Below are 26,177 nucleotides of genomic sequence, written 5' to 3'. Positions count from 1 at the left end.
TCATGTCAATTCGATGGTGAGACTAAAGAAAAGGAAGAAGCACAGATGGCGAGGTGAGCTACAGTGGATCACGTCAACGCAGAAAAATGGAGCGTCAAATTCGCCCTTCGAATACTCATTCAGCACGAATTAGTATTGATATGGCAATGACTGAATAGTTATACAAATGTGCTTCTAACGAAAGGGGCGCGATTATACAGATTGAGCCTAGCGGAGAGGTCGGAGGTGATTATTAATTTGATGAATAAAAAGACAAACAAACATAAAAAAACCGACATCGTGCAATAAGTCAGCGCGATGTCGGTTTTTAGCTCAGTTAATCACGACATGATTAACTGTATGGACAATTAGCCAAGGTTTTTACGTGCATTTTGGAACATACGCATCCAAGCACCGTTCTCACCCCAACTATCTGGGTGCCAAGAGTTAGCAACGGTACGGAATACACGCTCTGGGTGAGGCATCATGATAGTGACACGGCCATCAGTCGTCGTTAGACCCGTGATTGCGTTTGGCGAACCGTTCGGGTTGTTCGGATACTGCTGCGTTGGGTTACCGTGGTTGTCTACGTAACGTAGTGCCACTGTGCCTGAATTCTCGATAGCGCTTAAGTGTTCATTGTTGCGAACCTCGACGCGGCCTTCACCGTGAGAGACTGCGATTGGCATACGTGAACCTTCCATGCCGTTGAAGAATACAGAGTCAGACTTCTGTACTTCTACTAGGCTAAAGCGCGCTTCAAAACGCTCAGATTCGTTACGTACGAAACGTGGCCACAGGTCAGCACCTGGGATCAGGTCACGTAGGTTCGACAGCATCTGACAACCGTTACATACACCTAACGAGAAGGTATCTTCACGCTTGAAGAAGTTCTCAAATTGGTCACGTGCCTGTGCGTTGAATAACACTGACTTCGCCCAACCTTCACCCGCACCGAGTACGTCACCGTAAGAGAAGCCACCACAAGCCACAAGACCGTTGTATTCTTCTAGTACTGCTTGACCCGTTAGGATGTCGCTCATGTGAACGTCGACTGCGTCAAAGCCTGCACGGTCAAACGCTGCTGCCATTTCTACGTGTGAGTTAACACCCTGCTCACGTAGGATAGCCATCTTAGGCTTAGCACCTGTGTTAACCATTGAGCCAGCGATGAATGGCGCTGCCACATCTTCGTTTACGTCGAAGCTTAACTTAACGTTCAGACCTGGGTCAGAGTTGTCTTTCTTCGCTTCGTGCTCTTGGTTTGCACACGCTGGGTTGTCACGTAATGACTGCATCTTGTGCGTAGTCTCAGCCCAGATAGTACGTAGTTCAGTACGGTTACGCTCGATAACCACCTGCTCACCAGATGTGACCACTAGCTCATCAGATGCTTCTACAGAACCGATGACGTGAGAACATGCTGCTAGACCGTTCGCTGCCAGTACTGCATTAACTGCGTCTAGGTCTTGGTTCTTAACTTGAACCACGGCACCTAGCTCTTCGTTAAATAGCGCCGCTAACGTATCTTCGCCTAATGCCGCGATATCGACTTTCACACCACAGTGACCAGCAAATGCCATCTCTGCCAATGTTACCAATAAACCGCCATCACCCTTATCGTGGTAAGCCACTAGCTTGTCATCACGAACAAGTGTCTGCATTGCATCAAAGAAGCCTTTTAGCTGCTCTGCGTTATCAACGTCAGCTGGCTTGTCACCCAGTTGCTTGTAAACCTGTGCTAGTGCCGTTGCACCTAGACGGTTCTTACCGTTACCTAGGTCAACAAGAACTAGAGAGCTCTCGCCAAGATCAGTACGAAGCTGAGGAGTTACCGTCTTACGTACATCTTCAACACGGCCAAACGCTGTGATAACAAGAGATAGTGGAGAAGTGACTTCTTTCTCTTCACCGTTCTCGTTCCACTTGGTCTTCATCGACATTGAGTCTTTACCCACTGGGATAGTCAGACCCAGCGCTGGACATAGCTCTTCACCTACCGCTTTCACCGCTTCGTAAAGACCTGCGTCTTCACCCGGATGACCTGCTGGAGACATCCAGTTTGCAGAAAGCTTGATGCGCTTGATATCACCAATATCAGAACCTGCGATGTTAGTGAGTGACTCACCTACCGCTAGACGCGCTGAAGCGCCAAAGTCTAGAAGAGCAACTGGCGTACGCTCCCCCATCGACATTGCTTCACCATGGTAAGAATCGTAACTTGCCGCTGTTACCGCACAGTTCGCTACCGGTACCTGCCAAGGACCAACCATTTGGTCACGCGCAACAAGACCGGTTACTGAGCGGTCACCGATAGTGATAAGGAACGTTTTCTCTGCAACCGTTGGGAGACGAAGAACACGGTCAACCGCTTCGTTCATCTCGATGCCGTCACGATTAATGGCTGGGCTATCCACTTTTAGTGTCTTCGCATCACGGTGCATCTTCGGCGTTTTACCAAGCAGGATATCCATCGGCATATCAATTGGCGTATTGTCGAAGTGTGAATCTTCTAGCGTTAGATGACGCTCTTCCGTTGCTTCACCCACTACAGCATAAGGTGCACGCTCACGCTTACAGATCGCATCGAAGGTTTCCATATTCTCTGGCGCCACCGCCATAACGTAGCGCTCTTGAGATTCGTTACACCAGATCTCAAGTGGGCTCATGCTGAGTTCGTCGTTTGGTACATCACGTAACTGGAACTTACCGCCACGCTCGCCATCATCAACTAGCTCTGGCAATGCGTTAGAGATACCACCCGCGCCCACATCGTGGATAAATGCGATTGGGTTTGCATCACCTAGCTGCCAACAACGGTCGATAACTTCTTGACAACGACGTTCCATCTCTGGGTTTTCACGCTGTACAGAAGCAAAATCGAGATCTTCTGCCGATTGGCCAGACGCCATCGAAGACGCTGCACCGCCACCAAGACCGATGTTCATTGCAGGACCACCCAGTACGATAAGCTTCGCACCCACTGGGATCTCTTTCTTCTGAACATGCTCGTCACGGATGTTACCCATACCACCAGCGATCATGATTGGCTTGTGGTAACCACGTACTTCTTCACCTGCGTGGGAAGTCACTTTTTCTTCGTAAGTACGGAAGTAACCTAATAGGTTTGGACGACCAAATTCGTTGTTGAATGCCGCGCCACCAAGAGGGCCTTCAGTCATAATATCCAGTGCATTAACGATGCGACCTGGCTTACCGAAGTCCGTTTCCCATGGCTGCTCAAAGCCTGGAATACGTAGGTTAGAGGTAGTGAAACCAACCAAACCTGCTTTTGGCTTACCACCGATACCGGTCGCGCCTTCATCACGAATTTCGCCGCCAGAGCCCGTTGAAGCGCCCGGCCATGGCGAGATAGCCGTTGGGTGGTTGTGGGTTTCCACCTTCATTAAGATGTGTGCATCTTCTTGGTGGTAGTTGTATTGGCGCGTTTCTGGGTTCGGGAAGAAACGACCCACTTTCGAGCCTGTCATTACCGCTGCGTTATCTTTGTACGCAGACAGCACGTGATCAGGTGTGGTCTCGAATGTGTTTTTGATCATCTTAAACAGCGACTTCTCTTGGTCTACGCCATCGATAGTCCAGTCTGCATTAAAGATTTTATGACGACAGTGCTCAGAGTTCGCCTGTGCGAACATCATTAGCTCGATGTCGTTCGGGTTACGACCCAGTTTTGTAAAGTTCTCAACTAGGTAGTCGATCTCGTCTTCTGCTAACGCCAAACCAAGTGAAACGTTTGCGTCTTCAAGCGCAGCACGACCGCCAGCAAGGATATCAACTTGTGCCACAGGCGCAGGCTCAGCCACGGTAAAGAGTGCCGCCGCTGCGTCCATTTCAGCGAAAACCACTTCCATCATGCGATCATGGATCAGCGCTTTCACGTCTGTGATTTGCTCAGCGGTTAGATCAGAAGATGATTCAATGTAATACGCAGTACCACGCTCTAAGCGCTTCACTTGGCTTAGACCACAGTTGTGGGCGATATCGGTAGATTTAGAAGACCACGGCGAAATAGTGCCGGGACGCGGAGTAACCAGTAACAAAGTGCCCACTGGTTCGTGCTCGGCAATCGTTGGACCGTAAGTAAGTAGACTTGCTAGCTTGCTCTGCTCGTCAGCATTTAGAGGCGCTGAAACATCAGCAAAGTGCATGAACTCGGCATAGATGCCAGTCACAGGCAGACCTAATTCGCGACAACGCTCAAGTAGCTTATTAACGCGAAACTCAGATAGTGCGGGTGAACCACGCAAAATTTCCATGTGTGACGACTCTCGATTAGCAGTTGAATGAAGGTGAAATTGATCTAACAAACACTCTGTTTTATTACATCAATGTCACCTTTTTCAGCCTTAACACCACTCAATACCGAGGGGTAGGTCTCATGTTCGGGCGTAGTATAAGGCAAATTGTTTGGCGACGTAACACCTGACGCAACCGTTTGCGTGTTTTTTTTCAATCAGTCGTAATTTCAGTGAAAAAAAGCCTGTTTCCTCCCCTTTTAACCCATTACGCACCAAAAACACCACCGTCGATATGCAACTACACCACTAGCGGTACAAAACATGAAATCAAGTATTTGCTAGCCACTTACTTTGAGGATCATTCCAGCTTTGGTATAAAGAACACCAAACTATAACGATGAGCATGTGTTTTTGAACAGTCATTCATTCATTAATCGCCTCAACACTTGGGTTCTGATCTTATTAACTTGCCTAGGGTTGAGTGGTTGTAAATGGCAAAGCCAAAACCAAACCGACTTAGAACGTATCCGTGAAAGCGGTGTATTACGTGTTGGTACGCTGAATAATCAGCTTTCTTACTACATAGGAAACGATGGCCCTACCGGGCTAGATTATGAGTTAGCGCAGCGCTTTGCCAAAAAACTGGGTGTGAAACTGGAAATGCAACCAATGTTTACCCTCTCAGGGTTATTTCCAGCACTCAAACGTGGCGATGTCGATATGATCGCGGCAGGCTTAACCATCACTCCTGATCGTATTGCCCATTTTAAAGCTGCCCCGGCGTATTACTTTGCTAGCCAAGTTGTGGTGTACAAAAAAGGCAACTGGCGCCCTCGTAAGCCCAGCGACCTTGCACTGAACAAAGGTAGTCTAGAGGTGATAAAAGGCTCTAGCCACGAGAAACGCCTACGCCAACTGAAAGAGCTTTATCCAGAACTAGAATGGCAAACCGCTGACGATACCGATAGCGACGAGCTACTGCGTTTAGTGTCTACTGGCGAGCTAGATTTCACCGTTGCAGACTCTGTTGATGTCGCCCTTTTGCAGCGCATCCACCCTGATATCGCGATTGCAATGGAGTTAACCGAAGATGAGCCAATCGCTTGGTTTGTTAATGAAGCCAACAACGATAGCTTGTATGCCTTGTTGATCGAGTTCTTTGGTGAGATCCAGCAAAGTGGCGAACTTGTCGCCCTTGAAGAGAAATACTTCGGTCATGTCGATTCTTTCGACTACGTCGATACCCGTGCCTTCTTACGTGCGATTGAGAAAAAACTACCACGTTGGGAAGCCTTGTTTAAACAGTATGCCAACGAATTTGACTGGCGTTTATTGGCGGCGCTGTCGTACCAAGAATCACACTGGAATCCGCGTGCGGTATCACCTACTGGTGTGCGCGGTATGATGATGCTAACACTGCCGACGGCAAAATCGGTCGGAGTGAAAAACCGCCTCGATCCTGAGCAAAGTATCCGTGGCGGTAGTGCTTACCTGAGCAAGATGATCGCCCGCGTGCCAGACAGTATCGCAGAGCATGAGAAAGTGTGGTTCGCCCTGGCCTCATACAATGTCGGCTTTGGTCATATGATGGATGCCCGTCGCTTAACCAAAAAGCAAGGCGGTAACCCTGATGCGTGGAGTGATGTAAAACAGCGTTTACCGCTACTGCGCCAACGTAAATACTACAAGCAAACTCGCTACGGTTACGCGCGTGGTGACGAAGCACTAAACTATGTGGAAAACATTCGTCGCTACTATCAGAGCATCATTGGTTATGAACAAGCCCATAGCCAACCAGTACAAGAGCAGAGCGTGGCAAGTGTCGATGGCCTGCAAACCATTCAAGCGCCCGCCAAACAAGCTAACGTAGTCAGCGGAGCGGTTGCCACCGAGACGACCAGCGCAGCCACTGCGGCACAATAACCGTAACCAGCATCAAAAAGACCTGCCACTGAGCAGGTCTTTTTTTTGTTCATTCGCAATCATTCGCGCATTTTGAGGTTCAGGTCACGCTCGATAACGCGAATAATGAGATCCAGTACGGTAATTTTCGATCTTCATCATTCTCACGCTCGTACAAGTCAGTAAAATTAACCCTATAGATATTTACTCCGAGACTAGGAGGATGAATGAAATTATTTAAAAGAAAATCAGCCAATTCCTCTTTCAAAAAACGCATGACGTCAGCGGCAACTCGCCGTAAACGCCAAAGCACCATCATCCGCCGTAAAATTTTATGGCGCCAGCGTGGGTTTGCCATTTCAATTCTTAATGAAGCGGCATAAACCAGCTAAAGCTCCTAGCGCGAGTCGCTAGCGAGGCTCATCACCAATAAAAAAGCTCGCCAAATAAGGCGAGCTTTTTGCGATTTGACTGAGTGCTCACTCAAGAGTCAGTGCGAATAGAAATGACGTTCAACAAACCAGCGAGAGAAAACTAGGACTTCGCGGTTAGCTGCAACAAATCCCATTTATTACCGTACAAATCTTGGAATACCACCACAGTGCCGTACTCTTCAATTCGAGGCTCTTCATTAAAAGTCACCCCTTGCTGCTTCATGGCATGGTAATCACGCCAAAAGTCATCGGTTTGCAGGAATAAAAATACCCGACCGCCAGTTTGATTACCTATGCTGTGGCGCTGCTCATCAGTGCTTGCTTGCGCCAACAGTAAGTTGGTGCCGTTGGAATTGGGTGGCGTCACCTGTACCCAGCGCTTACCACCACCAAGATCGGTATCTTCAACCAACTCAAAGCCCAATTTCTGGGTATAAAACGCAATGGCGTCGTCGTAGTTTTCAACCACTAACGCAACGTTACCAATCTGCTGTTGTTTGAAATTCGATGACATGGCGATCCTATTTATCGTTATCTTTACAGCTATTGCTGCGCTTTTCGCGCTTGCTTCGCCGCTTTAATTTCAGCGCGGCGACGCTTAAAAAAGGCTTGTAACTGGGCACGGCACTCATCTTCAAGTAAGCCTTTTTCGACGAGAACATGATGATTCACTTGCTCGTAGCTCAGCAAATTCATAATGCTACCCGCCGCCCCCGTTTTCAGATCGGGCGCCCCGTACACCACTTTACCAATCCGGCTATGAACCATAGCACCCGCACACATCGGGCACGGCTCTAACGTCACGTACATCACAGCATCGAGCAAACGGTAATTTTGCACCACTTTCCCCGCTTGTCGCAGGGCCATGATCTCGGCATGTGCTGTGGCATCGTGCTGACCAATCGAGCGATTCCAGCCTTCACCAATCACACGACCATCCAGCACCACCACTGCGCCAACCGGCACTTCACCTTCCGCTTCGGCTTTGCCCGCTAATTCCATCGCGCGGCGCATAAAGATTTCATGCTGCGGATTATCGATGGTTTGTTCTGTCACGCTATCTCTCATCTCGATTGTTCAATTTTGGGGTCGCGATTATAGCGAATTATCGAGCCCTTGAGCGAGATAATCCACCAGCATCCGTACTTTGGGTGACAAGTGACGGTTATGAGGATACAGCGCCCAAATCCCCTCTTCGGGCTCTTGATACTGGGTCAGCACAGCCACCAATCGTCCTGACGCTAACGCCTCAGAAACATAATAGTCTGGCAGTTGCACTAAACCGAGTCCTTTAAGCGCGGCGTCTAATAATCCATAACCACTATTACAACGAAGACTACCACCAACTTTGACCGATTTAGCTTTATCACTTTCTTGGAAGCGCCAGTGATCGTGATTTCCGAGTAAGCAGTTATGTTGGCTCAATTCAGACAACGAATGGGGAGTGCCATATGTCGCGAGATACTGAGGCGAGGCACACACATATTGCGTTCGCGAAGTTAGCTTTTTCGCCATCATGCTTGAACTTGATAAATGGCCCAAACGGATCGCCAAATCATATCCTGCTTCTACCAAGTCCACTTGCTGGTTGGTGAGATCAACGCTGATCGCAACTTCTGGATATTGGAGTTGGAAGTCGTTGAGCAGCGGCATAATGAATTGCTCACCATAGGTCACAGGCGCGGTAAGCTTGACTAAACCTTGTGGTTTATCACGCAGACTGGTGATCGCCCGCTCGGCTTCTTCCAAACCATCGATCACTTGGCGACAGTGGCGATAATAAATCTGCCCTTCTTCGGTCAACGACACTTTTCGCGTTGTTCGGTAGAACAGTTTGGTACTTAACCGCGTTTCCAGCGCACTGATCTGACGGCTCACTTGCGCGGTAGAAATGCCCAATTGCTTAGCCGCACTGGTAAAGCTCTCACGTTCGGCAACGGCAACAAACTCCATCACCCCTTCCCACAGCAACATTATTACACCTGAGTAAAAGTAATTTAATAATTAAGGTAATTATCATTCATTCTGAAATAAATACAATACTCCCCATCGACGCACAGTAACAGCAAGTTTCGTGATAACGAGTTCAAATACACCATCAGAACTCGTCGTTTATCACTTTGTCTTCTACTGTTAAAGCCTATAGCACAACAGTTAAAAGCCATTGCGAACAAAGATTGCTAAACACCAATTAGCAACGCATGCGTCTTGTTATTAATCGGTCTTTGACCGCAGCAGAGAGAATCAAAGATGACTGACCAATTTATTAAATCAAAAGCCGCTATCGCTTGGGGTCCAAACCAACCACTTTCGGTTGAAGAAATTGATGTAATGCTACCGCGTGCTGGTGAAGTATTAGTACGCATCATTGCAACCGGTGTTTGTCATACCGATGCTTTCACCCTATCTGGTGACGATCCAGAAGGTATCTTCCCTGCGGTATTAGGTCATGAAGGTGGCGGTATCGTTGAGAAAGTGGGCGAAGGCGTGACCAGCGTACAAGTGGGCGATCACGTGATCCCTCTTTACACTCCAGAGTGTGGCGAGTGTAAGTTCTGTAAATCAGGTAAAACTAACCTGTGTCAGAAGATTCGAGAAACCCAAGGTAAAGGTCTAATGCCTGACGGTACAACCCGTTTCTACAAAGATGGCGAACCTATTTTCCACTACATGGGCTGTTCGACTTTCTCTGAGTACACAGTACTACCTGAGATTTCACTGGCGAAAGTAAGCAAAGACGCGCCGCTAGAAGAGGTTTGCCTATTAGGTTGTGGTGTTACTACCGGTATGGGTGCGGTACTAAAAACGGCTGACGTACAAAAAGGCGATACCGTAGCCATCTTTGGTCTAGGCGGGATCGGTCTTTCAGCTATCATTGGTGCAACCATGGCGGGCGCAAGCCGTATCATTGGTGTTGATATCAATGAAAGCAAATACGAACTGGCGAAAAAACTGGGTGCGACCGACTGTATCAACCCGAACGATTACGATAAACCAATCCAAGATGTGATTGTTGAAATGACCGATGGCGGTGTTGATTTCTCGTTCGAGTGTATCGGTAACGTAAACGTGATGCGCTCAGCACTTGAGTGTTGTCACAAAGGTTGGGGTGAGTCTGTGATCATCGGTGTTGCTGGTGCAGGTCAAGAGATCTCAACTCGTCCATTCCAATTAGTGACAGGTCGAGTATGGCGTGGCTCTGCGTTTGGTGGTGTGAAAGGTCGCTCTGAGCTACCAGAAATCGTTGAACGCTACATGGCGGGTGAGTTTGCCCTGAACGACTTCATCACTCACACCATGGGTCTGGAAGATATCAACCACGCGTTTGATCTCATGCATGAAGGTAAGAGTATCCGTAGCGTTATTCACTACGATAAATAATCCCCTATCCGTTCCCGCATTTCATTCAGCACTGCATTAGCAGTGCTGTTTGTTATCTTGTTTAAGATTGAGAGCCGACAATGACCTTAGAAAACATCAGTGCCAACAAAAGTTTTGGCGGCTGGCACAAGCAATACACTCACCACTCCACCAGCTTAAACTGCCAGATGCGCTTTGCGATTTTTCTACCACCGCAAATCGCTAGCGGTCAATCCGTCCCAGTGCTGTACTGGCTATCGGGCTTAACCTGTACCGATGAAAACTTCATGCAAAAAGCCGGAGCGCAGCGTTTAGCGGCTGAGCTAGGCATTGCGATCGTGGCACCAGATACCAGCCCGCGTGGCGACGATGTCCCCGATGATGCTGAAGGTAGCTATGACTTTGGTCTTGGCGCCGGCTTTTATGTCAATGCGACCCAAGCGCCTTGGCAACGTCATTACCAAATGTATGACTATGTGGTGAGCGAACTCCCTGCTCTGATCGAAGCGAATTTCCCTGTCACCACAGAGCGTGCAATCAGTGGTCACTCTATGGGTGGACACGGCGCCCTTACCATTGGTTTGAAAAATCCAGATCGTTACCGCTCGATTTCAGCCTTTAGCCCGATCACCAATCCAGTAAACTGTCCGTGGGGACAAAAAGCCCTTACTGGCTACTTAGGCACTGATCAACAAACATGGTTGGAATACGATAGCTGTGCGCTGATCGCCAAAGCCGAGCAACAATTACCGATTCTGGTTGATCAAGGTACTCAAGATAACTTCTTAAGCGAGCAGCTAAAACCTGATGCTCTGATTGCTGCCGCCGAGCAGGCGAACTACCCTATCACCCTGCGTTTGCAAGAAGGCTATGATCACAGCTATTACTTCATTGCCAGCTTTATTGAGGAGCACTTACGCTTCCATGCAGAGCACCTTGTCCGTTAACACCCGTTCACGCTGAACGAGGCAACAGACAGATACAACAAAGCCCATTGCTGGGCTTTGTTTCTTTACAGTAAGAGAAGCACGTTAGCAGTTTAGAAACCCAGTGGGATTTCAAACGCGAAGAAACATACCAATACTGTTGTCCATACCGATAGGAAAGCAAGCGAGTATGGCACCATCATCGCAATCACATCACCAAACGTTAGCTCTGGTTTGTACTTACGCATGAAGGCAAGAATAACACCCGCGTAGCTCATCATCGGGGTGATGATGTTCGTTGATGAATCAGCAATACGGTATGCCGCAGCAACAAGATCTGGTGTCATGTTCGGGTTTACTTGGTACAACATAGGTACAAAGATAGGACCCAGTAGCATCCATTTCGATGTTAGACCACCCACGAACAAGTTGATCAGTGCTGTTGTCAATACAAAACCAATGATCAAACCGATTGGAAACTTCTGTAGGCTCAACGATTCAAGTAGCGTCGCACCAAGGTAAGTAATGTAAGTCCCTAAACCCGAGTAGCTTAGTAGCGCTAAGAAGTTGTAACAGAAGAAAGTCAGTACCAAGATGTAGCCCATGGTGTTCATTTGCTTCACCATCGCTTTAACTACGTCTTGTACTTTTTTGAATTTACCTGTCGCGTAACCAAAACTGATACCAACAATCGCAAAGACCATCGCAATCAGTAAAATCACATTATCAAGGTAAGGCGTGACTACACGACCCGCATCATTGGTGTATGGCGCAAGTGGCCCTGTCGCTAAGCCGTATACTGCAAGCAGTGCCACAACCAAACCAACACCCGCCCAACGAAGACCTTTCTTTTCTTTATCGGTCACTTGGAAATCATCCAAGTTCATGTCTTCTGGCAGCACGTATGACATCTTTTCTAAACGTGGTGCGACAAAACGTTTTGTTACCCAAGCGCCCAGACCTGCAAGCAAGAAAGTCGATACAAAAATGAAGTAGTAGTGCATGGTCGCAGGGTTTAAAGGCTCACCTTTTGCAGTCTCAAAAGGAACACCTTGCGCTTCAGCGAAAATACGTGCGTTAGCACCCAATACCACATCAACCGGTGTTGCTGGGATCAAGTTAGCACTAAAGCCTGCCGATACCCCGGCAAACGCAGCCGCCATACCGATCAATGGGTTTTTACCCAAACCAGCATACAGTAAGCCCGCCAAAGGAATTAATACAAGGTAACCAGCATCAGTCGCAATCGAGCTCATGATACCCAAGAAAACAACCAGTAGTGGTAACCAACGGTCACTGATACTCAGACCGACTTTTTTGATCACCGCAGTCAATAAGCCAGAATTTTCTGCGATACCGACACCTAACATCACGATCAGGATGATACCCAATACACCGTGACCAAATGCTAGCCAGTTTTGTAATAGCGCGTTATCAAACATCCAACGAAGGTGTTCGGCTTGAGTCATGTTCTTCAAAGTGTAGTTAGCGACACCACCATCAGAGGCCATAGTTTGGAACGTAAGGCCGCCGAAGATCGCTGTTAAAGCAAGAGAGAAAACGAAAAGAAACATGAAGATGATAACAGGATCGGGGATCTTCTTACCGGCGCGCTCAATAAAGCCAATGATACCGCCCTGTCTCGGGGGAGGACTGAAAGTCTCACTCATAATCGTACTTCCTATATTTATCGATTGAGTTATTTTGTGATGTTGTGCTGGCACAGTAACAAAGTGATTTTTCAGAGTAAAACACCACCAATATGGCTTTAACAGGGGGAATATCCATCACCACTCAGGCTGAAAGTTAATACAGCCATAACGAACCACTCAAACAGATACTTCCTCTAAACACAAAAGAGATATCAGAGCAAAAAACTTTAGCATTAAATTTCAATTTTTTTACAATTATCGCTATAAGCTATAAATCATGCACAAAACATTAACTATTCATCTGAAATATCATTAAGTTAAACACGTTAAATAATGATCATCGCCAGATACAGCAAGCGATTGAAAAGTGTTTACTCTCTCTCTAGCCTCCTATTGGCGAAGTTTCAATATGAAGCATATATGTAAAATCCCAGCCATAAAAAAAGCCCTGCTCTGGCAGGGCTTTAGCATAAAACACTAGTTTTAGTGGTAATTGACTTACATTGAGTAAGTGTATGGTGCTTGAATACCTAGTGGGATACCCAGTGCCCAGTACACCAACAAGAAGGCAGTCCAGCCAATCAGCATCGCAATCGAGTATGGCATCATCATCGAAGCCAATGAGCCGATACCAGAACTCTTCACGTAACGCTGCATGTAAACCACAACTAGCGGGAAGAACACCATCATTGGCGAAATGATATTCGATACTGAGTCACCAACACGGTAAGCCGCTTGGGTTAGCTCAGGAGAAATACCAACAGCCATTAGCATAGGTACTAGGATAGGACCGATCAGTGCCCACTTCGCCGATGCCGAACCGACCAACAGGTTAACAAACGCTGTTAGCAGGATCATACCCACAATCGTTACCTGACCTGGTAGGTTCATCGCGTGAAGCATTTCCGCGCCCGATAGCGCCAATAGCGTACCTAGGTTAGATTGAGTGAAAGCCACTAGGAATTGCGCGATAAAGAACGCCATTACCATGAAGCTACCCATGCTGCTCATGGTCGCTGACATCGCTTTAATCACGTCATCACTTGACTTGAATGTTCCTGCCACGCGGCCATAAACCACACCAGGGATCACAAACAAAATGAAGATCAGCGGTACAATCGACTGCATTAGCGGTGCGCCAAAAGCGGTGATCTCACCTTCAGGTGAACGCAGTGGAGAGCTTTCAGGGAATACCGAAGCCACCAACACCACGATACCCGCAACCATTGCCCAACCAGCGCGCGAGAAAGCTTTACTTTCTAGCTCGGTGAACGAGCCCATATCCGGCGCTTCTTCAGCATCTTCATCAACTGGCGTACTTGCTAAACGTGGTTCGATAATTCGCTCGGTCACATACCAGCCCACACCAATCACAAGAATTGAAGATAGACCAGTGAACATTAGGTTCGACAGTGGGTTAACAATGTAGTCAGGATCTAAAATTTGCGCGGCAGACTGAGTGAAGCCCGCTAGAAGTGGATCGATACCTGAAGGAATAAAGTTAGCAGAGAAACCACCTGAAACACCGGCAAAGGCCGCAGCGATACCCGCTAGCGGGTGACGACCAGCAGCGTGGAAGATAATACCACCCAGTGGAATAACCAGTACGTAACCTGCGTCTGCTGCGGTGTGCGAAACAATCGCCACCAAAATCAGCATTGGCGTTAGCAGTTTCGCTGGCGTGAAGTTAAGCATCTTTTTCAGGCCAGTATTAATAAAGCCAGATGCTTCAGCCACACCTACACCAAGCATCGCCACTAATACGATACCCAGAGGAGCAAAACCGGTGAAGTTTTTCACCATAGTGGCAAGGAAATTGGCAAACGACTCACCAGTTAGCAAGTTCTTAACTTCAACCGCTTGTCCAGTAACCGGATGAATGAAGCCAAAATCGACTTGAGATAATAGGGCTGACAGTACCCAAACGATGATCAGGCCCCAGAAGAATAGCAATGCAGGATCTGGGATCTTGTTACCTGCACGCTCGATAAAGTTTAAAAACTTATTCATAGCACCAGACGACGCCTCTGGTGTTGGCTTTGTTGCTTCGTTACTCATTGCAACTCCATTGAATGTAATGTTGGTTTGCGGCGAATTATTTTCATGTACTTATCGCACCAGTTCAGTTTGTCTCAAACCCTGAGATAACTTTCAATAAATTGTAATGTAATCGACAACATAAAAAGCGTGTTAGACCAATACTTAAACGAATTGCGTTAATTTATATTGTAAACAGAGATTAATAGAAAACATTGCACTTACAAAAAAGACATAAATTAGATCCTTTTTGATAACCAATTGTAGTTCACTGCTGTGAAGCCAAGCACAAAGTTGCAATGTTAATAATGAAAGGGATCAGTAAAGGAAGAGGATCGATACCATTAGGATATAAAAGGTAGACAAAGGAAAATCCGATTGGAAGATTGGTATCAAGTTGATAACAATTCCCAAATAGAAAAAAGGTACCCTGAGGTACCTTTTTGCTACTTACAATCTAACGATAGAGGGAAAGATTATTCCCACTCGATAGTTGCTGGCGGCTTACCAGAAATGTCGTAAACCACGCGAGAAATACCGTCAACTTCGTTAATGATACGGTTAGAAACCTTACCTAGGAAGTCGTATGGTAGGTGCGCCCAGTGCGCTGTCATGAAGTCGATAGTTTCAACTGCACGCAGTGACACAACCCAATCGTATTTACGACCATCGCCCATCACACCAACAGAGCGAACTGGTAGGAATACAGTGAATGCTTGCGATACTTTGTTGTAAAGATCCGCTTTGTGAAGCTCTTCAATGAAGATTGCATCAGCGCGGCGCAGTAGATCACAGTATTCTTTCTTGATTTCACCCAGTACACGAACACCTAGACCCGGACCTGGGAATGGGTGGCGGTAAAGCATGTTGTAAGGAAGACCTAGCTCTAGACCAATCTTACGTACTTCATCTTTAAACAGTTCACGTAGTGGTTCAACCAGACCCATTTCCATGTCATCTGGCAGACCGCCCACATTGTGGTGCGATTTGATTACGTGTGCTTTACCTGTTTTCGACGCTGCTGATTCGATTACGTCTGGGTAAATAGTACCTTGTGCTAGCCACTTCGCGTTTTCTAGTTTCTTCGACTCTTCATCGAAGACGTCTACGAATACGTGACCAATTGTCTTACGCTTGTCTTCTGGATCAGACTTGCCTTCTAGCGCTGTTAGGAAGCGCTCTTCAGCATCAACGTGAACAATGTTCAGGCCGAAGTGATCACCGAACATTTCCAGAACTTGATCAGCTTCGTTCAAACGTAGTAGACCGTTATCAACGAATACACAGGTCAGCTTGTCACCAATTGCGCGGTGAACCAGCATAGCAACAACAGAAGAATCCACACCGCCTGATAGGCCAAGGATCACTTCATCATCACCCACTTGCTCTTTAATACGCGCAACAGCATCTTCGATGATAGATTGTGAAGTCCATAGTTTTTCACAACCACAGATGTTCAGTACAAAGTTCTCCAGCATACGCATACCTTGGCGAGTGTGCGTTACTTCTGGGTGGAACTGAACACCGTAAAAACGTTTTTCTTCGTTCGCCATTGCAGCAAACGGACATGTATCCGTCTCAGCAACTTTCGCGAAGTCAGATGGGATTTCTACCACTTTATCGCCGTGGCTCATCCATACATCAAGTAGTGCCTTGCCGTCTTCAGCAATCGCATCTTCGATGTTTTTGAATAGCGCACACTCGTTAACTACCTTAACTTGTGCGTAGCCGAATTCACGTTCGTCTGAACCTGCAACTTTACCACCAAGCTGCTCAGACATAGTTTGCATGCCGTAACACACACCAAATACTGGTACACCAGCATTGAATACGTACTCAGGTGCGCGAGGCGAGCCAGCTTCTGTCACACTCTCAGGACCACCAGATAGGATGATGCCGTTCGGATTAAACTCACGAATGTCAGCTTCATCAACATCCCAGCTCCACAACTCACAGTAAACACCGATTTCACGGATACGACGGGCGATTAGCTGAGTATATTGAGAACCAAAGTCCAGAATTAGGATTCGTTGGTCATGAATATTGGTTGGTGTAGTCATTATCGAGCAGTCTCAAAAATAAATGATAATCATAATAGGGGACGTTGAATGCCCCCGCATCTTATACAAGTTTCATCATTAGGCAAACGTTTTCGCCTAATTGATTACCGCAATAGGTAATTAGCCTAGACGGTAGTTTGGTGCTTCTTTGGTAATAGTCACATCGTGAACGTGTGACTCTTGAATACCCGCACCAGAGATACGTACAAACTCAGCTTTTGTACGTAGAACTTCGATGGTAGCAGAACCTGTTAGACCCATGCTTGAGCGTAGACCGCCCATTTGCTGGTGAACGATTTCTTTTAGGTGACCTTTGTAAGCAACGCGGCCTTCGATACCTTCAGGTACTAGCTTGTCAGCTGCGTTATCAGACTGGAAGTAACGGTCAGATGAACCTTGAGACATCGCGCCTAGAGAGCCCATGCCACGGTAAGATTTGTAAGCACGACCTTGGTATAGCTCAACTTCACCCGGTGCTTCTTCAGTACCAGCGAACATTGAACCCACCATTACACATGATGCACCCGCCACAATCGCTTTACACATATCGCCAGAGAAACGGATACCACCATCAGCGATAACTGGTACACCGAACTCAGCAGCAGCTGATACCGCATTCGCAATAGCAGTAAGTTGAGGAACACCAACACCTGTTACGATACGAGTCGTACAAATAGAGCCAGGGCCGATACCCACTTTAACAGCATCAACACCCGCTTCGATTAGAGCACGAGCGCCTTCAGCTGTCGCAACGTTACCACCAATGATTTGTAGGTCAGGGAATGCTGCACGAGTTTCACGGATACGCTCAAGAACACCTTCCGAGTGACCGTGAGATGAATCGATAAGTAGTACGTCAACACCAGCTTCAACTAGCGCTTTTACACGCTCTTCGTTACCAGCGCCCGCACCAACTGCCGCACCAACACGCAGACGACCAAGCTCATCTTTACATGCGTTTGGTTTACGCTCAGCTTTTTGGAAGTCTTTTGCGGTGATCATGCCTTTTAGTTGGAAGTCATCATTCACAAGTAGCACTTTTTCTACACGGTGCTCTTGCATGATAGCTTCAACTTCTTCGCGAGAAGCGCCTTCTTTCGCTGCCGCCAATTTCGTTTTTGGCGTCATAACATCTTCGACTTTCTTAGAAAGGTCAGTCACGAAACGCACATCGCGGCCAGTGATGATGCCAACAAGTTCGTTGTTGTCAGTCACTACTGGGTAACCAGCAAAACCGTTTTTAATCGTTAATTCTTTTACGTCAGCAATCGTTGCTGATGGTTTCACCGTTACAGGCTCAGATACCACACCAGCTTCGAACTTTTTCACCATGCGAACTTCATTCGCTTGTTGTTCGATAGACATGTTTTTGTGGATGAAGCCAATGCCACCTTCTTGTGCTAACGCAATAGCAAAACGACCTTCAGTAACTGTGTCCATTGCAGCAGAAACCATAGGAATGTTTAGCGTAATTTTTTTCGTTAGTTGGGTGCGCAGATCGGCAGTGTTCGGAAGAACAGTAGAGTGTGCTGGAACCAGCAGAACATCATCAAAAGTTAGAGCTTCTTGTTTGATACGTAGCATTGCAATATCTCACACCAGGTTAAAAATGAAAGAAGGATAAAATATTGCGAACGAATTATACGTATGGTGCAATCGTTTGGCTACAAAAAAATTATATTTTTTTATTGACACTTTTCTCTTGATACGTAATATATTTCGGTTAAGTTTCCGGTGCTGCGGTCTAGCATTCCTACTCAAGATCCGTCTATAGATCTGCCTGTACGATTCTTATGCTTCTGCACACCTTCGCTCTCGACGACAGGTACCCCACCTCGTGACATTATTTGCCCAAACCCAATCCAACGATCGCATCTTTACTGTTTCAAGCCTTAATGCCCAAGTTCGGTTATTGCTTGAAAATGAAATGGGAATTGTCTGGTTGGTTGGCGAGCTGTCTAACCTTTCAATGCCGGTTTCCGGTCACTGGTACTTCACCCTTAAAGATTCACGCGCCCAAGTAAAATGTGCCATGTTCCGTGGTAACAACCGCCGTGTCACCTTTAAGCCAGCAAATGGCACTCAAGTATTAGTCAAAGCACGATTATCACTATACGAACCGCGTGGTGATTATCAGCTCATCATTGAAAGTATGCAGCCAGAAGGGGATGGCCGCCTACAACAACAGTTCGAGCAGCTTAAAATGAACTTGGCTGCGGAAGGGCTGTTTGCTCAAACGCTGAAAAAGCCCCTCCCGGTGCAGCCAAAACGCGTCGGGGTTGTGACCTCGAAAACCGGGGCTGCGCTGCACGATATCCTTAACGTATTACAACGCCGTGACCCAAGCTTACCTGTGGTGATTTACCCGACGATGGTACAAGGGGAAGGTGCAGCTATTTCGATTGCCCAAGCTATTGGCCGTGCCAATGCACGCCAAGAATGTGATGTGTTGATTGTGGGTCGTGGTGGTGGTTCTTTAGAAGATCTGTGGGCATTTAACGAAGAAATTGTGGCGCGTACTATCGCTGCCAGCCAAATTCCGATCATCAGTGCCGTGGGTCACGAAGTGGATGTCACTATTGCGGATTTTGTTGCTGATATGCGCGCGCCAACGCCATCAGCGGCAGCTGAGCTTGTGAGCCGTGATAACAGCCATCAAACTCAAAAAATCCAGCAGAAAAAGCAGCAACTTAGCCATAGTTTACGCACTTATTTCAGTGAACGTCGTCGTCAACTGACTCTGCTCGAGCACCGTTTAGAGCGTCAACATCCGCAGCTACGTTTAAACCAACAAAGCCAACGATTAGATGATGTTAGCAGCCGTCTTCACCGCGCGATGGACAACTATCTCAATCAACATCGCCAGCACCTAAATCGTAACGAACACAAGCTAGCGCTACACTCACCAGTCCACAAGTTAGAGCAACAAGCCAACCGCTTAGAGCGTGTTCATAACCGCTTGCATGACGCGATGGATCGTCGCTTACTGACCGCTCGCCATCAGCTTGCCATGGCAGCAGAAAAACTAGAAACAGTAAGCCCACTGGCGACACTAGGACGTGGTTATTCAATCACCCGTGATAGCAAAGGCAAGGTGATCCGCAGTGCTGATCAAGTGAAGCAAGGCGACAGCATCACCACCAAAATCGCCAACGGTGATATTCACTCGGTTGTCTCACCATCACCGTCATCCGATAGCTAATCAAGGCAAAACGTCAGATTGAGCTACCATTACTTCAAACGAAAAAGAGTGGCAAAAGCCACTCTTTTTATATGCTAACTCTCGTAGTTCGTTCAATGTATTAGGCAGCTACGCCATCTTCATCAATCAACATACAAGCTTTGATCAAACGCTGAGTATAAACTTCCTGCGGATTATCAAAGATTTGCTCAGGCGTACCCCGCTCAACCACTGCTCCTTTTTGCATCACGATCACTTCATCTGAAATAGCCCTAACTACTGACAAATCGTGACTAATGAACAAGTAAGCAATGTTACGACGTTTTTGAATATCTTTTAGTAATTCCAATACAGTTAATTGCACAGAACGATCGAGTGCTGACGTTGGCTCATCCAGCAAAATAAACTGCGGCTCTAAAATCAAAGCACGCGCAATCGCAATTCGCTGACGCTGCCCACCAGAGAACTCATGTGGATAGCGGTTAATACTGCTAGGATCAAGGCGCACTTCCTCTAGCGCTTTTCGTGCTTTATCTAACCGTTCACGCTGCGACAAATCGGTAAACACGGTTAGCGGCTCAGTGATAATTTCTCCGATCGTCATTCGTGGTGATAGCGAGCCAAATGGGTCTTGGAACACCATCTGCATATTGCGCTTGAGCTCAAATCGTTGCTGAGAAGTAAGCTGATCGAAGCGCTTACCTTGGAAACTGATCTCCCCTTCAGACTCTAACAACTGCATGATAGCGCGCCCCATCGTGGATTTACCTGAGCCTGACTCACCCACAATACCAACGGTTTGTCCTTCTTTTAGCGTTAAATCAATCCCCTTCACCGCTTGCAGCCACTCGGTAGGTTGCCCTAACCAGTTATTTTTGAGGATATAATTCACTTTCAGATCGCGTACTTCCAAAATATTCGCGGCATGTTGATCGTGTTGTAAATCACCTGGTTTTGGCTCTGCATTGAGCAGCATTTTGGTGTAATCGTGTTTTGGCTCGGTAAAGACCGCTTCAACCGTGCCCGTTTCCACTACTTCACCTTGGCACATCACCACAACATCATCAGCAAAATGACGCACCACACCTAAGTCGTGGGTAATGAATAGGATTGCCATTCCCATATCGGCCTGAATTTCTTTCAATAGGTTAAGCACTTCAGCTTGAACCGTTACATCAAGTGCAGTGGTAGGTTCATCAGCAACCAAAATATCAGGGGTATTTGCCAATGCCATCGCAATCATAATGCGTTGTAGCTGACCGCCAGAAAATTCGTGCGGATAGTGATTCAAGCGCTTACGCGGCTCTGGCAAATGGACTTTCTCGAACAACTCTAACGTGCTCTCCATTGCCTCACGTTTCGAGACTTTACGGTGATGAATAATCGCTTCTGCAACCTGCTCACCCACAGGCATATAAGGATTGAGTGACGTCATCGGTTCTTGGAAGATCATCGCGATACGGTCACCACGAATAGAGCGAAAGTTTTTTTCACTCATGCCCAGCAGATCTTGGCCTTGGAAGCGTATTTCACTTTGCTGACCAATACGGGCATTGGGAGGAAGTAGCCCCATAACGCTACTAGAAGAGACAGATTTCCCCGAACCTGATTCACCAACTAACGCCAGTGTTTGTCCTTTTTCAAGCGTGAAAGAGATCCCTTTCACCGCATCGAAGCATTCAGCTTCCATTTGAAATGACACCGACAAATTACAGACTTCGAGAAGTGGATGTTGCTCTGCCATACTAATATCCTTATCAGTAACAATGATTGCAATTGATAATTATTATCACAGTTAACGATAAAGCACTAGCAAATTTTGCTGCCCATTTTCACCAATAAACAACAATACACTAAAAAATAGGTAACACACGCGATAGATAAATGGCTAGAGAATAATCGCCCATGAGGAAGTATTGGGCGATCAATAACTTGAATAAGAGAGTTAGTTCGTCACGATGGAGAAGGAAATACGAGCACGTGATTTAGACTTTAACTCGTTACAGGTATGGCAAAAGTAGCTTGCAGAACCGCACGCCTGTAATTTTTCCATCTGCGCCTCGCAATCGGGACAAGCAGCATTTTTCACTAAATAATGACTACAATCTTGGCAATAATATTGATTGTCCTGCCAAATCAGCGCCTGCTGGCAACTTGGGCAAGTATTTTCAACGGTCATTTTTCTCTCCATGACGATTTTTAACCCTTTGTCACTAATCTCCAACGCCGCGGGCGATGTAAATTAGCCAAATTTTTCATGCTTCCGTAAAACAGTGAGCTTTACGCGATAATATCGATGATATTTTCATCAATTTAGGTTGCGATCATTGCAGATGATCATTGATCTTTATGGTGATCGCAGCCAAAAGCCGTCTTGATCAGCGATCACCCCTCAAAAGAACATTTATCAATACACATCCCGAAAGCATAAGTTACATGTTCTGTTTTTGGATTTTAAACGATATATAAATCTAAGAAGGTTAGCTTATTTGCCAAGATCCCATTGATTAGAAATCAGGATCTTCACCAATAGTCACCTTTATTTGATTAAAACAGCATCATTTTTAGTATAACAATCACGCTGGTGTGATATCCGTCACCATCACGAGTTCTTGCTCTGACACTAACTCAAACCGCACAGCAATTCGAGCGTATTCCGCTAAAGAACGAATATGCGTTCCGCCGCATGGGATTTCAATCAAACCCGCTTCTTCTCCCAAATCACACTGCCAGTAACGAGAGTCGGTCAATGCTGGCCCTTCAATGCGCATCATGACTTGCGTACCGCTTTGACGCCATAGCTCAAGTTGCTCATTGATACGCGCTGCAATTGCTTCAAGCTGCGCCACCATGTCAGCACTATTAAGACCACGTTTACGCAGTGTTTTTCCTAAACGGTAGGTATCTGTGCTGCGATCAGGCGTTACACGGCTCTCTGTTTGGGCGTAACTGTGAAAATCATAGTAACCCAGCTCATCGACACGGCTCGGCACTTTGCGCCAAAAATCATGATGCAGCACCTTATTCAATGCGAGCGAAGATAAGTGCCCCCCACTATGACCACGGCTCAACGCTTGCTGATGATCGGCATCGACAGTTAATGTCACTGGCTCGCCAGCGGCAACTAAGACGTTTTCCTCAAGCTGATGAACCACTACAAATGCCCAACCTTCAGTATCACGCTTTACTGGAATGGCTTGATCGACATATAAGGTTTGGGTTGCCAATTCCACCGCACCAACAAGGCACGCCACCACAGGGTGAAGGTTACCCGCAATCTCAACCTGTCCTTGATCGGCAGGGTGATCTGGCCAAATGTGGCTAACTGGGTGAAACGGCGTTTGGTCTGTTACCAGCCATGTACCACCTTGCTCGGTAGCTTGGCATAACATGACTGTCGCTGTGGCTTGCGTTTGCTGTGTTGGAAACAGCACTTTGGTAGGTTCGATCATAGGAATACTGCTCACATTACGATAAAGAAAAACCCAGCACTTAGGCTGGGTTTCTATTTTATGACGTTAAGGTCGACTTAGTCACGATCACGGTTTTTCAACGCAGTGGTTAGACGCTTACGTTGACGCTCTTGTGAGATAGTCAACTTCTGCTTCTTACCTTCAAATGGGTTATCGCTGCTTTGGAACAAGATGCGAATTGGCGTACCCATTAGCTCTAATGACTTACGGTAGTAGTTCATTAGGTAACGCTTGTATGAACCAGGAAGCTCGTTCACCAAGTTACCGTGGATCACCACGATTGGTGGGTTATAACCACCGGCGTGAGCATACTTCAGTTTCACACGGCGACCACGGATCATTGGTGGCTGGTGATCGTCTTGCGCCATCTGCATGATGCGCGTTAGCATTGAAGTACTGATACGTTTCGTTGCTGATTGGTACGCTTCTTTTACAGACTCGTACAAGTGACCAACACCCGTACCGTGCAGTGCAGAAATAAAGTGAATACGCGCAAAGTCAACGAAGCCTAGACGACGGTCAAGTTCAGATTTAACACGCTCTTTCACGTCATTATCCAAACCATCCCACTTGTTCACTGCGATAACCAGTGAACGACCCGCATTAAGTGCAAAGCCAAGTAGGCTTAAGTCTTGATCTGAGATGTTTTCGCGAGCATCGATAACCAATAGCACTACGTTCGCATCTTCAATCGCTTTCAGCGTTTGAATTACAGAGAATTTTTCAACCGCTAGGTTCATGTTCTTACGACGACGAACACCCGCAGTATCGATCAATACGTACTCTTGACCATCACGTTCCATTGGAATGTAAATAGAGTCACGCGTTGTACCTGGCATATCGTAAACAACCACACGCTCTTCACCCAAAATACGGTTAGTTAGCGTTGATTTACCTACGTTTGGACGACCAATGATCGCCATTTTGATCGGCTGCTCTTGCAGGCGCTTATACGCGGCTTCTGCATCGGCTTCCGATAGGTTGGCGTTTTCGATTTCTTCTGCTGAGTTAAGCTCAGTCAGATCAACCACGTCATCGTCAGATTCTGCAGCAGTAAACTCTTCAACGAACGGCGACAGTGCACGCTCCATCAATGCAGTTACACCACGGTTTTGCGCCGCAGCGATTTGGTACATTGCATCAACACCAAGTTTCCAGAACTCAGCACAAGCACTGTCTGCATCAATACCATCAATTTTGTTTACTACCAAGAAGGTTGGCTTTTCACGGCTACGTAGGTGCTCAGCAATCGCTTCATCGGCAGATGTTAGGCCCGCACGACCATCTACCATGAATAGCACTACGTCAGCTTCTTCAATCGCTGCTAGCGATTGTTCAGCCATTTTGGTTTCTACACCTTCTTCGGTGCCATCGATACCGCCGGTATCGATAACAATGAATTCGTGCTCTTCAAGTTGAGCTCTACCGTATTTACGATCCCTTGTTAAGCCAGGAAAATCGGCTACCAGCGCATCCCTTGTGCGGGTAAGACGGTTAAATAGCGTCGATTTACCCACGTTAGGGCGCCCGACAAGGGCAACAACAGGAATCATAACTACCTCTTACTTTTCATAGTCTTAATCATACTAATTCCTATATTTTTATCTCTCAGCGACAATAATCTAGGAACGAATTCAGCTTAATACTGCTTCTTTCAGTTTAAGGTGAATTACTATAAATAACGGCTCCTGACTGTAAAAAACAGCAGGAGCCGACTTAATATTACGCGGTATTATAGCAAAGCTTACGGCATTTGCATTTTATTGATCTGACCATCACGTGTCATGATCAAATAGCCGTCGTCCACGCTGAGTGGTGGTACGGCAATGCCGCTATCATCAACCAATTGTTGGGCAGTGAACTCACCAGTATATGGGTCTAGCCAGTGAAGGTAACCTTCACTATCACCGACAACGATATTGCCGTTGATCACAACTGGCGATGTCAGTAAGCGGTACTCTAGCTCTTTGTTCTGCCAGATTTCAGTGCCGCTTCGTGCATCAACCGCAACGATATGGTCTTTATCTGTGATCAGGTAAACCTGACTACCAGCAACAATAAAGTTATTCGCTGAAGAGTAACTGCGTTTCCAAACCGGCTGACCTGTTCGAAGATCAATCGCCACGAGGTTACCGTTGTAACCCACAGCATACAGACGCTCGCCTGAAATCACAGGTTGAGCATCCACATCCACCAAGCGGTCAATCTCGGTTGAGCCTTTTGGCGAACCAATTGGTTGTTGCCACAGCATTTGACCAGTATTGATTAACGCCCCCGCCAAACGACCGTTCGCTTGACCCCAGAATACACCACCAGAAATTGAGACAGGAGCACTGTCACCACGTAGTGTTAGGGTTGGTACGTCGCCGCTTAGACGCCATTTATCTTCGCCGTTATCTGCATCCAGCGCTTGTAGAACACCACGACTGGTGTTCACAATCACTAATCCTTCGTCAACCAAAGGTGCTGCCAGCACTTCACCTTCCACTTTGCTACGCCAAACTTCTTCACCGGTTTCTTCATCTAACGCAATGACTTCTGCGTTTTCAGTACCAATGAATACTTTGCCGTACGAAAGGGTCAAGCCACCAGATAGCTTAGCCGTTACGTCAGACTCCAGATCCTGTGTCCAAATCACTTTCCCCGTTTCTGGGTCGAGTGCTTGCACAATGCCATCACGATCAGCCACATAAAGCTTTCCGTAGCCCATTGCAGGAGACAGGTTGGAGAAGTATTGCCCCACACCGCTACCTACTTTATGGCTCCAGCCTTTTACTGGTGTGAAATTACTTTCAACAACAGGAAGCGGCGCTTTTTGAATTGACTCTTCTTCACCAGCACAGCCAGCTAACACCCCAAGGGTAAGAGCAATTGTGACAGCTTGCTTGAACACCTTCTGCATACTCTTCCGCCT

Annotated in this window: 18 protein-coding genes; 5 read left to right on the top strand and 13 right to left on the bottom strand. The window is 46.9% G+C overall.

What is annotated here, in order from left to right:
• Positions 1–347: 347 nt before the first annotated feature.
• Positions 348–4,256: a phosphoribosylformylglycinamidine synthase gene (purL, locus tag A3K86_RS12085; RefSeq protein WP_068331263.1), complete on the bottom strand. Its 3,909-nt coding sequence runs from the start codon at positions 4,254–4,256 to the stop codon at positions 348–350.
• A gap of 393 nt (positions 4,257–4,649) precedes the next feature.
• Between purL and mltF the strand changes: the two genes are divergently transcribed.
• Together mltF and A3K86_RS22665 are read left to right on the top strand one after the other, a co-directional pair.
• A complete protein-coding gene (gene mltF, locus A3K86_RS12080) occupies positions 4,650–6,161 on the top strand; it encodes a membrane-bound lytic murein transglycosylase MltF (protein WP_084406593.1) in 1,512 nt (503 codons plus the stop codon).
• A 206-nt stretch (positions 6,162–6,367) separates the two neighbouring features.
• Complete coding sequence (locus A3K86_RS22665) at positions 6,368–6,523, top strand: hypothetical protein (protein WP_157599465.1); 156 nt, start codon at positions 6,368–6,370, stop codon at positions 6,521–6,523.
• A gap of 151 nt (positions 6,524–6,674) precedes the next feature.
• Here the strand turns inward: A3K86_RS22665 and A3K86_RS12075 are convergent, their stop codons facing one another.
• The 3 genes from A3K86_RS12075 to A3K86_RS12065 are packed head-to-tail and all read right to left on the bottom strand — an operon-like array spanning position 6,675 to position 8,548.
• Complete coding sequence (locus A3K86_RS12075; protein ID WP_068331261.1) at positions 6,675–7,088, bottom strand: VOC family protein; 414 nt, start codon at positions 7,086–7,088, stop codon at positions 6,675–6,677.
• 29 nt (positions 7,089–7,117) lie between these two features.
• The gene (tadA, locus tag A3K86_RS12070) at positions 7,118–7,642 is read right to left on the bottom strand and encodes a tRNA adenosine(34) deaminase TadA (protein WP_068331259.1); all 525 of its coding nucleotides are present in this window, start codon (positions 7,640–7,642) and stop codon (positions 7,118–7,120) included.
• 27 nt (positions 7,643–7,669) lie between these two features.
• Complete coding sequence (locus A3K86_RS12065) at positions 7,670–8,548, bottom strand: LysR family transcriptional regulator (RefSeq protein WP_068331257.1); 879 nt, start codon at positions 8,546–8,548, stop codon at positions 7,670–7,672.
• A gap of 276 nt (positions 8,549–8,824) precedes the next feature.
• Between A3K86_RS12065 and A3K86_RS12060 the strand changes: the two genes are divergently transcribed.
• Both A3K86_RS12060 and fghA read left to right on the top strand, forming a co-directional pair.
• A complete protein-coding gene (locus A3K86_RS12060) occupies positions 8,825–9,955 on the top strand; it encodes an S-(hydroxymethyl)glutathione dehydrogenase/class III alcohol dehydrogenase (RefSeq protein WP_068331255.1) in 1,131 nt (376 codons plus the stop codon).
• A gap of 80 nt (positions 9,956–10,035) precedes the next feature.
• Complete coding sequence (fghA, locus tag A3K86_RS12055) at positions 10,036–10,881, top strand: S-formylglutathione hydrolase (RefSeq protein WP_068331253.1); 846 nt, start codon at positions 10,036–10,038, stop codon at positions 10,879–10,881.
• A gap of 92 nt (positions 10,882–10,973) precedes the next feature.
• On the opposite strand, the gene A3K86_RS12050 is transcribed toward fghA, so the two are convergent.
• The 4 genes from A3K86_RS12050 to guaB form a co-directional block, all read right to left on the bottom strand.
• The gene (locus A3K86_RS12050) at positions 10,974–12,530 is read right to left on the bottom strand and encodes an AbgT family transporter (RefSeq protein ID WP_068331250.1); all 1,557 of its coding nucleotides are present in this window, start codon (positions 12,528–12,530) and stop codon (positions 10,974–10,976) included.
• Between the two features lie 480 nt (positions 12,531–13,010).
• On the bottom strand, positions 13,011–14,570 hold the full coding sequence (locus tag A3K86_RS12045) for an AbgT family transporter (RefSeq protein WP_068331249.1): 1,560 nt from the start codon (positions 14,568–14,570) through the stop codon (positions 13,011–13,013).
• A 455-nt stretch (positions 14,571–15,025) separates the two neighbouring features.
• On the bottom strand, positions 15,026–16,609 hold the full coding sequence (guaA, locus tag A3K86_RS12040; protein WP_068331247.1) for a glutamine-hydrolyzing GMP synthase: 1,584 nt from the start codon (positions 16,607–16,609) through the stop codon (positions 15,026–15,028).
• Between the two features lie 120 nt (positions 16,610–16,729).
• The gene (gene guaB / locus A3K86_RS12035; protein WP_068331245.1) at positions 16,730–18,193 is read right to left on the bottom strand and encodes an IMP dehydrogenase; all 1,464 of its coding nucleotides are present in this window, start codon (positions 18,191–18,193) and stop codon (positions 16,730–16,732) included.
• A gap of 253 nt (positions 18,194–18,446) precedes the next feature.
• On the opposite strand from guaB, the gene xseA reads away from it, so the two are divergent.
• A complete protein-coding gene (xseA, locus tag A3K86_RS12030) occupies positions 18,447–19,811 on the top strand; it encodes an exodeoxyribonuclease VII large subunit (protein ID WP_068331243.1) in 1,365 nt (454 codons plus the stop codon).
• 100 nt (positions 19,812–19,911) lie between these two features.
• Here xseA and A3K86_RS12025 read toward each other — a convergent pair whose 3' ends face one another.
• The 5 genes from A3K86_RS12025 to bamB all read right to left on the bottom strand — a co-directional run bounded on the left by A3K86_RS12025 (position 19,912) and on the right by bamB (position 26,165).
• Positions 19,912–21,534: an ABC transporter ATP-binding protein gene (locus tag A3K86_RS12025; RefSeq protein WP_068331241.1), complete on the bottom strand. Its 1,623-nt coding sequence runs from the start codon at positions 21,532–21,534 to the stop codon at positions 19,912–19,914.
• Positions 21,535–21,735: 201 nt separating this feature from the next.
• Positions 21,736–21,969, bottom strand: a complete 234-nt coding sequence (locus A3K86_RS22495; RefSeq protein WP_232321977.1) for a zinc ribbon domain-containing protein — start codon at positions 21,967–21,969, stop codon at positions 21,736–21,738.
• A 397-nt stretch (positions 21,970–22,366) separates the two neighbouring features.
• Complete coding sequence (locus A3K86_RS12020; RefSeq protein ID WP_068331239.1) at positions 22,367–23,242, bottom strand: alanyl-tRNA editing protein; 876 nt, start codon at positions 23,240–23,242, stop codon at positions 22,367–22,369.
• Positions 23,243–23,319: 77 nt separating this feature from the next.
• Positions 23,320–24,816, bottom strand: coding sequence for a ribosome biogenesis GTPase Der (gene der, locus A3K86_RS12015; protein WP_068331237.1), 1,497 nt, complete (start codon positions 24,814–24,816; stop codon positions 23,320–23,322).
• Positions 24,817–25,007: 191 nt separating this feature from the next.
• Complete coding sequence (bamB, locus tag A3K86_RS12010; protein WP_068331236.1) at positions 25,008–26,165, bottom strand: outer membrane protein assembly factor BamB; 1,158 nt, start codon at positions 26,163–26,165, stop codon at positions 25,008–25,010.
• Positions 26,166–26,177: the final 12 nt, after the last annotated feature.

The sequence above is a fragment of the Photobacterium jeanii genome (genome assembly GCF_001650345.1).
In the GTDB taxonomy this organism is placed as follows: Bacteria; Pseudomonadota; Gammaproteobacteria; order Enterobacterales; family Vibrionaceae; genus Photobacterium; species Photobacterium jeanii.
This window is presented reverse-complemented; position numbering and strand designations above follow the sequence as displayed.